Source organism: Paenibacillus algorifonticola, assembly GCF_050481745.1.
Classification (GTDB): Bacteria; Bacillota; Bacilli; order Paenibacillales; family Paenibacillaceae; genus Pristimantibacillus; species Pristimantibacillus algorifonticola_A.
This window is the reverse complement of the sequence record NZ_JBCNGR010000045.1, coordinates 55,325-67,488: the sequence shown is the minus strand read 5'-3', so window position 1 is coordinate 67,488 and position 12,164 is coordinate 55,325. Positions and strand designations below refer to the sequence as shown.

The 12,164-nt window shown below is 51.2% G+C and carries 12 protein-coding genes; 3 read left to right on the top strand and 9 right to left on the bottom strand.

The window, feature by feature from the left end:
* Positions 1–255 precede the first annotated feature (255 nt).
* Positions 256–741 (top strand): SRPBCC family protein, encoded by a 486-nt coding sequence (locus tag ABEW34_RS29100; RefSeq protein ID WP_430164430.1) that lies wholly within the window; start codon positions 256–258, stop codon positions 739–741.
* Positions 742–841: 100 nt separating this feature from the next.
* Here ABEW34_RS29100 and ABEW34_RS29095 read toward each other — a convergent pair whose 3' ends face one another.
* The 6 genes from ABEW34_RS29095 to ABEW34_RS29070 form a co-directional block, all read right to left on the bottom strand.
* Positions 842–1,231, bottom strand: a complete 390-nt coding sequence (locus ABEW34_RS29095) for a (2Fe-2S) ferredoxin domain-containing protein (RefSeq protein ID WP_430164427.1) — start codon at positions 1,229–1,231, stop codon at positions 842–844.
* A 19-nt stretch (positions 1,232–1,250) separates the two neighbouring features.
* Complete coding sequence (gene rpmG, locus ABEW34_RS29090; protein ID WP_430164425.1) at positions 1,251–1,400, bottom strand: 50S ribosomal protein L33; 150 nt, start codon at positions 1,398–1,400, stop codon at positions 1,251–1,253.
* 45 nt (positions 1,401–1,445) lie between these two features.
* On the bottom strand, positions 1,446–2,699 hold the full coding sequence (locus tag ABEW34_RS29085) for a GTP-binding protein (protein ID WP_430164422.1): 1,254 nt from the start codon (positions 2,697–2,699) through the stop codon (positions 1,446–1,448).
* A 91-nt stretch (positions 2,700–2,790) separates the two neighbouring features.
* Positions 2,791–3,861, bottom strand: coding sequence for a metal ABC transporter substrate-binding protein (locus ABEW34_RS29080; protein WP_430164419.1), 1,071 nt, complete (start codon positions 3,859–3,861; stop codon positions 2,791–2,793).
* Entirely contained in the window at positions 3,845–4,804 is a 960-nt protein-coding gene (locus ABEW34_RS29075) for a metal ABC transporter permease (RefSeq protein WP_430164416.1), read from the bottom strand. The genes ABEW34_RS29080 and ABEW34_RS29075 overlap by 17 nt, the downstream gene beginning before the upstream one ends.
* Entirely contained in the window at positions 4,741–5,457 is a 717-nt protein-coding gene (locus ABEW34_RS29070; RefSeq protein WP_430164414.1) for a metal ABC transporter ATP-binding protein, read from the bottom strand. The genes ABEW34_RS29075 and ABEW34_RS29070 overlap by 64 nt, the downstream gene beginning before the upstream one ends.
* Positions 5,458–5,843: 386 nt before the next feature.
* Between ABEW34_RS29070 and ABEW34_RS29065 the strand changes: the two genes are divergently transcribed.
* Entirely contained in the window at positions 5,844–6,365 is a 522-nt protein-coding gene (locus ABEW34_RS29065; RefSeq protein WP_430164411.1) for a MogA/MoaB family molybdenum cofactor biosynthesis protein, read from the top strand.
* Between the two features lie 424 nt (positions 6,366–6,789).
* On the opposite strand, the gene ABEW34_RS29060 is transcribed toward ABEW34_RS29065, so the two are convergent.
* Positions 6,790–8,667: an AbfB domain-containing protein gene (locus ABEW34_RS29060; protein WP_430164607.1), complete on the bottom strand. Its 1,878-nt coding sequence runs from the start codon at positions 8,665–8,667 to the stop codon at positions 6,790–6,792.
* Between the two features lie 297 nt (positions 8,668–8,964).
* On the opposite strand from ABEW34_RS29060, the gene ABEW34_RS29055 reads away from it, so the two are divergent.
* On the top strand, positions 8,965–9,900 hold the full coding sequence (locus tag ABEW34_RS29055) for an MraY family glycosyltransferase (RefSeq protein WP_430164409.1): 936 nt from the start codon (positions 8,965–8,967) through the stop codon (positions 9,898–9,900).
* Between the two features lie 66 nt (positions 9,901–9,966).
* Here the strand turns inward: ABEW34_RS29055 and ABEW34_RS29050 are convergent, their stop codons facing one another.
* Together ABEW34_RS29050 and ABEW34_RS29045 are read right to left on the bottom strand one after the other, a co-directional pair.
* Positions 9,967–11,277, bottom strand: a complete 1,311-nt coding sequence (locus ABEW34_RS29050; protein ID WP_430164604.1) for an S-layer homology domain-containing protein — start codon at positions 11,275–11,277, stop codon at positions 9,967–9,969.
* 30 nt (positions 11,278–11,307) lie between these two features.
* Positions 11,308–11,925: a GNAT family N-acetyltransferase gene (locus ABEW34_RS29045; protein WP_430164406.1), complete on the bottom strand. Its 618-nt coding sequence runs from the start codon at positions 11,923–11,925 to the stop codon at positions 11,308–11,310.
* Between the last annotated feature and the right edge of the window lie 239 nt (positions 11,926–12,164).

Below are 12,164 nucleotides of genomic sequence, written 5' to 3'. Positions count from 1 at the left end.
GATCCGTCCTGCTGTTTGACGAAGGGAACAGAACCTAAGTAAAGCATGAATAAAATGTGAATTTTTGAAAGTCATAAGCTATCCCCTTTTTTAAAAATGATTATTGTTTAGTAGTTATATCGGAATAGGAATGAGACTTTTTAACCAGTGTGACACTTTTTCGACAATTTTCTACTCAATTGTTTTGTAAATATGAAATAACGATTGAGCTAAACAAGTCTATATACCATTTTAACAATAACGGAGGAATTCCTTATGACGCAAAACCATTCAGCCAGCAACACAACTACGGCGGTTCATGGACCGGAGCTTACCGTGACCAGGCTGTTCAAAGCATCCCGCGAGCTTGTATTCAAAACCTGGACGGAGGCCAAGCATTTGCAGCAATGGTGGGGGCCTGAAGGCTTTACCATTACGATCCAGCAAATGGATGTAAGACCGGGCGGAGTATGGAGCTACATCATGCATGGTCCAGACGGTGTTGATTATGATAATAAAATTTCATACCTTGAGGTTGTAAGCCCCGAGCGGCTCGTTTACTCCCATGGCGATCATAAGGATGCTGAACACTTTCGGGTAACGGTTACGTTTGCGGAACAAGATGGCGAGACCGAGCTGACCATGCGCTCGCTGTTCAAATCTGCCGAGGAATTAGAAAAAGTGGTCAAAGAATACGGGGCTATCGAAGGCGCGAAATCGACGCTTGAGCGTCTCGCGCAGCAGTTGGCGACGTTGGTTTAAAAAAAGGCAAAATACAGAAGAGCCGCACCTTTATGGGGCGGCTCTTCTGTATTTCGTTTATTCCAACGGCTTTAATAGTTGCTTCTCAAAAAATTCGATGCTAAGCTCTTTCCACTTTCTTCACAAGCGGCTTGCTGATGCCCTCCGCCGCAATGCCCGTCGCTGCGAAGCTATCCGCTTCGTAGTTATACGAGATTCGCTCCGGCAGCGGCATCCGGTTGCCGTCTAGCAGGCCGCGAACGAGCTCACGGCCAAGCTCTGGCGTCATGCCGTTATACCAGTTGCCGTCGGGATAGACAACCACATTGCAAGCATCCTCGCATCTGCCGTTGCACATCGTCTTCGTCGTATGGACGAAAGAATCCGCTTCGTGCTTCGCAAGCTCCTCACGGATGGCGAGTGTTACCTCTTCCGCGCCGCTGCGTTTACAGCTGCCTCCGTTGCATAGAAGCAGATGATGGCGCGTCTGCGTCAGGTTCCAAGTTGCCATCCTCTTAAAGCCTCCTTTCCTACCTCGTTTCCCGGTGCACAGTTACCCGCTTGAGACGAGGACTGTATTTGCGCAGCTCCAGCCGCTCCGGGGTCGTACGTTTATTTTTGGAGGTGGTGTAGTTGCGGTCACCCGTCTCCGTGCATGCCAACGTTACAGTAACTCTCATTAGGCTCACCTCCTTTTATAACATACTTATAAACGACCTGTCTCCTTAATTTATAGCGCAAGCCTCCTGCTGCGATTGCGGAAACGGATCAATAAGGCTGTCCCAATCCTGCTTCATCTCTTCCATCGTCAGCAAGCACTGGTCAAGCGCTGCTTCAATCTCGGCTCGTTGCAGATCAATTCCGATGAACACAACCTTATTGATCCGGTCGCCATACATCGGATGCCAGCTGTCCGCCAGCTCAGGCTCCTCCTCCAGCAGCAGGTGCTGCTCTGACTCAGGGAGCGCGGCCACCCAAAGTCCAGCAGGACCAAATTGAATCGATGGCCCCGCCTGGCTAATGCTCTGCGCCTGCGAGCTGCGGGTTGCCAGCCACATGATGCCTTTTGCCCGAACGATAGCCTCCGGCCACTCCTCCATCCAGCTCATTAACCGTTCCGGATGAAAAGGCTTCGCCCGCAAATAAACGAATGATCCGATTCCGTATTCCTCCGTTTCAGGCGTGTGGATAGGCGCATTCAGCTCCCGCATCCAGCCAGCCGATACGCTGGCTTCTTCAAAGTTGAATCTGCCCGTATTCAAAATTTCCGCAGGATCAACCTTGCCCTGCTCGGTGCGAATCAGCTTGGCGCGCGGCTGCAGCGTGCGAAGCACGCCCTCCAGCTCGTCCAAATCCTCCTCGCTGACCATATCGCATTTATTAAGCAGCAGCACATCGCAAAATTCAATTTGGTCGATCAGCAGATCAACGACCTCGCGGTGATCTTCCTCATGCGCCCCCTGACTGCGTTCAAGCAGCGTCTCGCCAGAGGAATAATCGTGCCAGAAGCGGTACGCATCAACGACCGTCACCATGCAGTCCAAGCGGCAAAATTGCGACAGGTCAATGCCCTGCTCCTCATCAATATAGGTGAACGTTTGGGCAACGGGAACCGGCTCGCCTACGCCCGTCGATTCGATCAAAATATAATCAAAGCGCTCCTGCTTCGCCAGCCGCTCAACCTCGCGCAGCAAATCTTCGCGCAGCGTGCAGCAGATGCAGCCATTCGACATTTCCACCAGCTGCTCATCGGTGCGGGACAGCCCGCCTTCTTTTTGAACCAAAGCCGCATCGATATTAACCTCGCTTAGATCATTGACGATGACCGCTACCCGAAGGCCATCGCGATTGTTCAACACATGGTTGAGAATCGTCGTTTTGCCTGCCCCCAGATAACCGCTCAGCACCGTGACAGGAATTTTAAAGCCTGCTTGCTGTTCCACTTCTGCTTGTCTTTTCACTGCTGCTTCCTTATCCATTCGTTTTCACGCTTCCCTTCATATATATAGCTTGTAAATAGCTTGGCCTAAACGCTAGATGACCTGTCCCTTGCTGCGGCTTCAACCTGCCTTATTCGTTCAAAGCAAGCTTCAGTGCCTCCAGGTTATTTTTCATCACGCCGATATAATCGAGCCCGTCTGCCGTTTCTTCCTCTGTTAGCCCCTCTAGCGGGTTTAGTACAGCTGTCTTGGCGCCGATTTCGCTCGCAATCGTGCTGGCGATTTTTGGATCAACCAACGTTTCGAAAAAAATCGTCTTTATTTGCTGCTCCTTCGCCAGCTTCACAATTTCCGCCATTTGCTCTGGAGATGGCTCCTGGTCAGGAGACAGGCCGGAAATCGGCACCTGCGTCAAGCCATATTCACGCGCCAAATAGCCAAAAGCCGCATGCTGCGTCACGAACTCGGTGCGCTTCGCCCCTGCAAGTCCAGCCTTATACGCATCGTCCAGCTCTTTGAGCTTTGCAATATAGGCATCTGCATTTGCTTTATATTGGTCGGCATGGGCGGGATCTGCTTTCGCGAACGCCTCTTGAATCGCCGCAACTTCTGCCTGTGCCAGCTTCGGACTCAGCCATACATGCGGATCGAGACTATGCTCATGGGCAGCTTCCTCATCCTCGGCAGCATGGTCATGATCATGTTCCGCATCCGTATCTGCTTCCGCATTTGCATCGCCAGCAGCACCGTGCGCCTCTTCTCCATGCGAATGCTCATCTTCCCCGCCCTCTGCTAGTTCAATGCTGCTGCTCGCCTCTACGACGATGCGCTTCTCATTGGTCGCGCTGTCCAGCGCCTGATCCGCCCAGCCTTCTACGATGCCGTTATATACGAATACATCTGCCTCTTTCAGCACCGCCATGTCTTTGGCGCTTGGTTCCCAGTCATGCGGCTCCGTGCCGGCCGGAATCAGCGCCGTGACATCGGCATATTCCCCGCCCACCTGCTTGCTGAATTCATACATGGGATAAAAGGTAGTTACGACTTGCAGCTTCTTCGCTTCCGGCGAAGCGGCTCCTTCGCTATCCGCCTGCGCCCCAACTGTGTTCGCCCCATTCGTGCTTCCTGCCGCGCCGCATCCCGACAACAGCAGCACCGCTGCCATTAATAACAAAGAAATTTTACTAAACATAGCTTTCATTTTCTGTACCTCCGTGTGTGTGAGTAGCTGGTGCATCCAGCTTGTTGCCCTTCATACGGGGAAAAGCGTCTTGCATCGCCACCTGCCCCGTTTGATGATGATTGATGATGGTGCGATTTTGCCGATTGCCCAGCTTGCCGGCGATTACGGATATCTTCTTCAACACAATGCCAATAAGCAGCAGCGCCAGCAAAAATAGGGCGATCGTTCCGCCCGGCGGCGTTCCCAGCTCATAAGAGGCGGTTAGTCCCGTAAATACGCCCGCCACGCCGACCAGCATCGCAATGATAAGCGCTGCCGCAAAGCTGCGGGCAAGGCGCACCGCCAGCGCCGCGGGCAGCACGATCAGCGCCGATACGAGCAGCACGCCTACAAGCGGCATAGCCGCAGCGACAATCATGCCCGTCACCATGCTGAACAGCATGGAGATAAGGCGGACGGGAATGCCATTCGTTTGTGCCGTTTCCTCGTCGAAGGCCATCTGATACAGCGGTCTGCGCAGCAAAATAAAAAAGATCGCGCCTACTGCCGCCGTACCGAGCATGAGCATAAGCTCGGTTTCGTTCACCGCGACGACGGAGCCGAATAAATACGAGGAGAAGCTTTTGTTTATTCCCTTATTCAGCCCCATCAGCACAACGGCGCTCGACAAGCCGCCAATCATAATAATGGCAATCGACATTTCGCTGTAGGCCCGGTAGGAGCGCCGAATATATTCAACCGCTATCGCTCCTGCTGCAGCAGCAGCGAATCCGGCATAGGAAGGATTCCAGCCCAGGTAGGCGCCCGCAGCAACGCCGGCTAATGATACATGCGAAAGCATATCCGCCATCAGCGCCTGCCGTCTCAGCATTAAATGTACGCCCAGCACAGAGGCGACTAAAGCGATGATGCCTCCGGCGCAAAATGCCCGCTGCATGAAGTCGTAGTGCAGCATTTCCATCCTCCCTCCCCCTTTCGCTCCAGCTCAATGATGCGATCCAAATACGGCCGTACCTCTTCAAGTCCATGGGTCACCATCACAACCGTCCGTCCATGAGCCTGCACATGATGATGCATTAACTCGTAAAAACCTCTACGGCTCGCTTCATCCATGCCGGTTGTCGGCTCATCCATAACGAGCAGATCAGGCTGCTGGGCCAGCGCTCTGGCAATGCATACCCGCTGCTTCTGTCCGCCGGACAGCTCGCCGATTTTGCGGCCGCGCTGCTCCCACATGCCGACCTGGCGCAGCGCCTCCTCGGCACGAGCCCGCTCCTGCGGCCGCAGCCGCCGCAGCCAAGCTCCGCTCTCATATGCGCCTGACCTGACGAACTCCAGCACCGTGCTGGGAAAGCCGCTGTTAAACGCCGCAATCTGCTGCGGCACATAGCCGATCACGAGCTTCTTGCCGCTCGCCCCCTGCTTCGCCAAGTAAACCTCCCCGCTCCATGGCTTTAGCAAGCCCAGCGCCAGCTTAAGCAGCGTCGTCTTCGAGGCGCCGTTAGGCCCGGTCACCGCTATAAATTCGCCGGCATGAATCGCCATATCGGCCTCATTCAGACTCGGTACGCTGCCGTAGCCGAATACGACATTTTTTAAAGCAGCAATCTGCACGCAGTCTCTCTCCTTTTGCACCAACGTTATTTTTTAAAAATATAAGAATTATAAGTTTCATCCGCGAAACGGCAGCTATGCCGCCAAAGGATGGCGACAGCCGCTTGCAATTAATCGTAATAATTACGATATTATCTTGAAAAAGAAATCGCCAGCAGCGACTTGTTATCCGTTATCCCGTTGCTTAATAGTAATAATTACGCTTAATGAGTATAGCAAGCCGATTTTCATTCGTCAACTGCCTATTTTGGGCTAGCCCCCATTGCCTTATACGGAGGAATATCCCAGACATGAGCTGGCATCGAAGCCAGATCCAGTATACAATAAAAGTCATTATTCAAATATATTCCGGCATAGCTTGCCAAGAAAGGATGTTTACATTTCCGATGAGTACATCCGTTGAACAACATCGCGAGGAAGCACCTTCGACCGTCAATTGCATGGTCATTACCGTATCTGACACACGTACGCCTGCTACCGATAAAAGCGGCACGCTGCTTATAGAGCTGCTCAAGGCAGGCGGCTATCAAACGACGCGCTACGCCATCGTCAAGGATGAATACAGCGAAATCCAGTCCGCGCTGCGCAGCGGAGCTTCGGACCCGGCAGTTGAGGCGATTTTGCTTAATGGCGGGACGGGCATTGCCAAGCGAGATACGACCTATGAGGCTGTAAAAGATTTGCTGGACAAGGAAATGCATGGGTTTGGCGAGATTTTCCGCTATTTGAGCTTTGCTGAAGATATCGGCACGGCGGCGATTCTAAGCAGGGCGATTGCTGGTGTCTACGAGGATACGGCGATTTTCTCCATGCCCGGCTCCAGCGGGGCAGTCAAGCTCGCAGCCGAACGCATTATCATTCCTGAGCTCGGTCATGTGATGCGGGAAATTTATAAGGATATCCGCTAACGGCTTTAAATAAATTGCAGCAACGTATCATTAAATAGGAGATTGCCAACGCTGATAGAAGTATTTGAATTGCGAGATACGATGGCATTTTTTGATGAGGCTGTTCAGATGTATTGGGATCGACGAACAGTTTAGGATTAACGAAGCTCTATCTCTCCACGGATTTGGAAGGGTATTATGAGAAATACGATTGGACGTATCTGACCACGGGCTACATCTTTAATGGCGCGGCTGCAAAGATATATGAAGCTTCCGTCCATCCATAAAAACAAGAGAAAGAGTGAGCAGCCCCTCTTTCTCTTGTGCTTTTGTTCCCTATTTATCCTCTCTTTTCAGCCCTTTTCCAACCTTTCTCAGGCTCTCACCTTTCCATCTTCTTATCTTCTTATCTTCTTATCTTCTTATCTTCTTATCTTCTTATGTTTTAAGAATAGTTCGTTCGTTTGAACGTTGCGTCGTTTTTGGCAGTCGTTGTTGTGAGTGCGCTCAAGGCATCCAGCCGCAGCACATAGTTATAATGGCGTACGTAATAACCGGGCTGGCTGTACGATTCGAAGGAGATTTTCGTGCTGTCTCCGAGCCCGCTAATGATGTTGAAGGTCGCATCCTGCTTGAATGCATCCGTACCGTCGAATGGCTGCAAGACGATCTGATTGCTGGCATTGCGGCGGAAAAAATAGCCCGGGTAATTGATCGACTCCAGCGATACCGACGATACGCTCGCAAGTCCAGGCACCACCCGGAACTGCGAGTCGGCAGCAGGCGATACGCTCGCATCTACGCGTCCAACATAGTTGTTGTGACGGATCAGGTAACCGGAAAGAGCGCCCGCTTCAAAGGTGCTGTAGCCCGTCGCCTCCGCCGTCGCGGGGCCGAATAGGCGAACCTCATGCAGCGTTGGCGTATACCAGTTGCCCGGATTGTTGAACAGCACCGCATTCACCATATTAATTCGCACATAACGCGCTGTAAAATGTACCGCGTCGGTCGTGAAGCCGTAAGCGGTATTCGTTGTGCGGTCAATCGCGGCATAGTTCACACCATCATTGCTTATTTCGATTTTATACTTGTAATAGCCCTCGGAGCCTTTATACATGAACCACGAAATATCGACCTCGGTAATCGTCTTCGGTGCGCCAAAATCCACCTGCCACCATGCGGGCCAGCTGTTGTTTGCAGCCGCCCATGATACTTGGGCATTGCCGTCATTGGCATTTGCTGCGCTGCTTCCGGAGGCGGTGCTGCTGGCGGTCGCGGTTTTGCCTAACGCATGATTGACGAGTGACGGCAGCGTGACCGCGCCAGTACCTGCATCAATGCCCCATGAGCTATACCAATTGAGCGTTGCACTATTGCTAGCATCATTCAACGTAAGCGGGAGCCAAATGAATTTGTGGTCGCTAAGGTTGAGCGGATTCCAGCGGTCCGCCATATAAATGTAGGTAGTGGCAGAGCTGCCCGTCACGGTCAAAATATTTTCAATCTGTGAGCTGTAAGCTGCCGGATCGCCAAAGGGCAAGATCGAAGACCATGTGCCATTCATCGCCGAGGCTGTAGAATAGCCGCCTTGATTCGGATACCAGCCCGAAGCCTGCGAGGTGAACAAATAATAAGTATTGTTTTTCTTCACAACGGCAGGCGCTTCACGGTAACCGTTCTCATAAATCCAGCCGACAAAGCTGCTGACGCCGGTGTAATCAGCATTCAGCTTAAAAATCGCCATCGTATCGTTGGCGCCGCCATTTTTCCTTGAAGCGGTAATGAGGTAGGCGCTGCCGTCGGTATCGGCAAACACCGTCATATCCCGGGACTCGTAGTTCAGCGGCCGGAAGCTGCCCTGATACGTAAACGCCCCGTCCGGCGTGGAGCTCGTCGCAACTGCAACACGGGCGAGCGAATAATCGCTGCCATTTTCATAATGCATCCAAAGCACATATTTGCCTGTCGCAGCGTTGTAGATGACCTTCGGGCGCTCAATCTTGCTCGTATTCAGCTCCGCTGCCGAGGTTTTGGTCAGCACACTGCTGCGGAAGGTCCAATTTTTGAGATCGCTGGACGTATACACGTTAACGGCATCGAACGTTCCGCTCGTTGCATGCTCGCCATACCAATAGTAGGTAGAATCGACTTTTAAAATGTTTCCGCTGTTCGCAAGGATCGGATTGCCTGCGGTGTCCTTCCAATCCGTCCCGTTTACGATGCTGACGCTGGCAGCGTTGGCGCGGCCCGCCGGAATCGCTCCGGCAGCAATCGAAAGCAGTAGAGTAAGCAGCAAAACAGCGATCACACTTCTTTTTCCCATAATCACCATGCTTGAACTCCTCCTTTATAATGATGCGCCGCCTGGTTAACATTGGCAGCACACACCCCTTATATTAGCATTTTTGTAAACGATTTCAATTGAACAATCCGGCGAATGGTGAACGATCTGGACTACGACCGAAAAGGGACAGAAAATGAGTAGTTCATCAGAAATTTGCTATTCAAACTCGTTTATTGTAACATTTTATTAGTTTGAGAGATTGCTAGCTTTGCTGCCCATTTTTTATATTTATACATTCAGGAGATGATCTAGATTAGTTACGCTGCTGCATTTGCAATGTCTTTCATTATTGTGCTGCTGCTTATTCCACCGCTCCGCAAGCTCGCTTTCCGCATCGATTTTGTGGACAAGCCTCGCAAGGATGTCGAACGCAAAATACATAAAGAGCCGATTCCACTCACGGCGAGTTATGCTATTTTTGTCGGCTTCATGGCAACGTATTTGGTGTTTGTAGATGAAATTACAATGAAAACAGTAGCTATTATTATAAGCTCGATTTTGCTGCTCATTATTGGCACGATTGACGATTGGTACAAGACGCACGGCAAGGATTTTCCATCTCTGCCAAAAATGCTCGTTCAAGTATCAGCAGCAGCAATCGTATTTTTCGCAGGGGTATCGTTCGAGGGCTTCTATAATCCGCTTAGCGGGGAGTTCGTCAACCTGCCTTATGCTTTGCAATTCGTGCTGACGATTTTATGGATCTTCGGCGTAACGACCGTCATTAACTTCTCGGATGGCATGGATGGCTTGGCGGGCGGCCTTTCGACGATTTCAGCTGTGACGCTGTTTATTGTGGCCCTCACCAAGGGACAAAGCGATTCCGCGATGCTGGCTATTATTTTGATCGGGGCTGCGATTGCGTACTTGCGTTACAACAAGCCTCCGGCAAAAATATTTATGGGCGACGCTGGCGCGACGTTCCTCGGCTTCATGCTTGGGGTTATCGCCCTCGATGGCGCCTTCAAGCAGGCGACCGTGCTGTCGATTTTCATTCCGATTTTAGCGCTTGGCGTGCCGATCTTCGATAACATCTTTGTCGTAATCAAGCGTATGATGCAGGGCAAGCCGATCTATCAGGCAGATGCGACACAGGTCCATTATCGTCTGCTGCATTCCGGTCTCAAGCCTACGCAAGTATTGTCGTTTCTGTTCCTGATTAGCGTATGCTTCTCGCTATTTTCGATTATTTTACTTATGATTCCGGTATAGCGCGCGTTATACAAAATCCCCCTGCCGCGTGGCAGGGGGATTTTTCATGGCTGCGTTGAATAGTGGCTATTCATTCAAGCGCTGCATTACGCGGTGCAGCAGCACGCTGACTTCTGCACGAATCGCATGGTCTCCTGGAGCAAAAAGCTTATCCGTTCTTCCTTGCAGCAGCTCCTGCTCGTACAAATACGCAATATCCTGCTCTGCCCAGTGACCGCTAATATCGCTGAACGGATGCCCGGCGGATGAGGCTTCTCCCTGCGCATCTGCTGGCTTGGGCTCATTTGACGGCGAGGCTTCGGCTGCTTCCCCAGTTGCAGGCTTTGCAGCTGCTGCGGAAGCAGCGGCCTCCGCAGCGCCGAGCGTCTTAAGCTGCCGCGACAGCACGGCAGCAATTTCCGCCCTTGTAATCGGCTGGTTCGGCAGAAAAGCGCTGCCTTGCGGCCGCTCTACACCTTGCAGCAGGCCACTTGCCGCAGCTGTCTCCACATAGTCGTATGACCAATCGCTTTTGCCCACATCGGTAAAAGCAGGGATAGACTGCTGCTTCATATCCAGCTCAAATGCCAGCACAGCAGCCTTCGCGAACTCTGCCCGCGTCATTAGGCGCCCCGGCTCAAAACCGCCAGCGGCCGTGCCTTGCATCACCTGCTCCAGCGCCAGCTCTCCGACAGCTGCGGAAGCCCATTTCAGCTTCGCAACCGCTTCATAATCCTTGAATTGCTTAAGGCGCTGCTCCACGGTCAATTGCGCGGCAGCTTTCGCAGGCGCTTGTCCAACGATTTTCGCTGCACCTTCCTTTATTGATCCGCCGCCAATGCTGACGACCGGTTCATTCACGCTATGCTGAATATTCAGCCCCGGATTATCCGGCAAAATAATAATCGATTTCGCCAAGCTGAAGCTCGCTGCTCCATCCTTCACCGCTTTGAAGGTCACACTGCCAAGCTTTCCATAGCCTGAAAATAATGCCGGGCCGCGCTGGGCCGTCGCCTCGGCAATCTGGATCAAGCCTGCAGCCGCATCAAGCTTGTTCAGCAGCTGCATGGGGCTCGCCGAAGCGGCAAATACCGCGGGCCGCAGCAGCGCCACTTCCCCTTTTTCAACTACAGGCGCTATTCGCTCAGAATCGTATTTCATATGTACCTCATAGCCTTGAACTCCGCCGTAGCTCCCCTTAAAGCCTTGCAGCCAGATGGCGACCTCGAACTCGTCACCAGCCTTCACCTGGCCCGCAGAAGGGACAATGCGAATTTGCGGCAGCTTGCCTGCCTCCACCTTCTCGGCTCCCGCGGCTGCAACCGTGCCAAGCCCAAGCCATGCCGCGGCCAGCAGGCTTGCCGCCATTAATGACAACCATTTTGAATGCAGACTCACTCTCAAATCTCATCTCTCCTGTCTCCTGTCTCAGCTTTTTACGCCATGTCCATCGCCTGCCCAATCTTTTTTATCAAGTTTATAATAGTTATATTTTTCGTCATCAATCTCGATCATACTCTGAAAGTTAAAACCACATTTATCTATTACTCTATTCGACGGAACGTTGTCTAATAAAGCAATAGCACTAAGCACCTCAACGTTCGTATTCTCAAATAAATAATTAGTCATTCCTTGTGAGGCTTGGGTTGTATAACCTTGACCTCTATGATCTTTCGAAATGGCATACATGATTTCTCGGTTTGGCGGTGGTAATTCGTCTTTCATTCCTGAACAACACCAACCGATAAATTCTCCTGTCTCTTTCAAAATAATCCCTAATCTAAGACGGAGATCACCAATGTCTTCACCTTTCGATACAGTATTGAAAAACTGTTTGTTCTCTGGAATTTCATAGTTGATAAACCAATCTTTCCGTTGCTCTTTAGATACGTTCCAGCCTGGCAAATATTCATGTATTTCAGGTTGCCAAGTGAGTGAATGAAAATGATCTAAATCAGTAGCCAAGAATTCTCTTAGAATTACATCCTTGCAGTCAATCGTAAAAACGTTTTCCTCTGGAACGGAACGAGTATTAGTGTCCATCATGTCTCTCCCTCTATAAACTGTACTACTGTCTATAATAACTCTCTAAGAGGATCTATTGCGAGGTTAAAATCACTATAATTGTTTTTTATTTAGCAACCATACCTATGCTGCATCCTGAAAATAAGGAGGGGAGCCGATGGCGCTCCCCTTCTATTTTTTCACGACCGTTTCATGATCGGCCACTTATTTCTTGTTTCTTCTCTCTTGTTTCTTGTTTCTTGTTTCTTGTTTCTTCTCTC

Bases quoted from the DNA above. Each gene is read 5' to 3' on its own strand.
- ABEW34_RS29100 (WP_430164430.1), top strand. From the start codon at position 256: ATGACGCAAAACCATTCAGCCAGCAACACAACTACGGCGGTTCATGGA.
- ABEW34_RS29095 (WP_430164427.1), bottom strand. From the start codon at position 1,231: ATGGCAACTTGGAACCTGACGCAGACGCGCCATCATCTGCTTCTATGC.
- rpmG (WP_430164425.1), bottom strand. From the start codon at position 1,400: ATGAGAGTTACTGTAACGTTGGCATGCACGGAGACGGGTGACCGCAAC.
- ABEW34_RS29085 (WP_430164422.1), bottom strand. From the start codon at position 2,699: ATGGATAAGGAAGCAGCAGTGAAAAGACAAGCAGAAGTGGAACAGCAA.
- ABEW34_RS29080 (WP_430164419.1), bottom strand. From the start codon at position 3,861: ATGAAAGCTATGTTTAGTAAAATTTCTTTGTTATTAATGGCAGCGGTG.
- ABEW34_RS29075 (WP_430164416.1), bottom strand. From the start codon at position 4,804: ATGGAAATGCTGCACTACGACTTCATGCAGCGGGCATTTTGCGCCGGA.
- ABEW34_RS29065 (WP_430164411.1), top strand. From the start codon at position 5,844: ATGAGTACATCCGTTGAACAACATCGCGAGGAAGCACCTTCGACCGTC.
- ABEW34_RS29060 (WP_430164607.1), bottom strand. From the start codon at position 8,667: ATGGGAAAAAGAAGTGTGATCGCTGTTTTGCTGCTTACTCTACTGCTT.
- ABEW34_RS29055 (WP_430164409.1), top strand. From the start codon at position 8,965: ATGTCTTTCATTATTGTGCTGCTGCTTATTCCACCGCTCCGCAAGCTC.
- ABEW34_RS29045 (WP_430164406.1), bottom strand. From the start codon at position 11,925: ATGATGGACACTAATACTCGTTCCGTTCCAGAGGAAAACGTTTTTACG.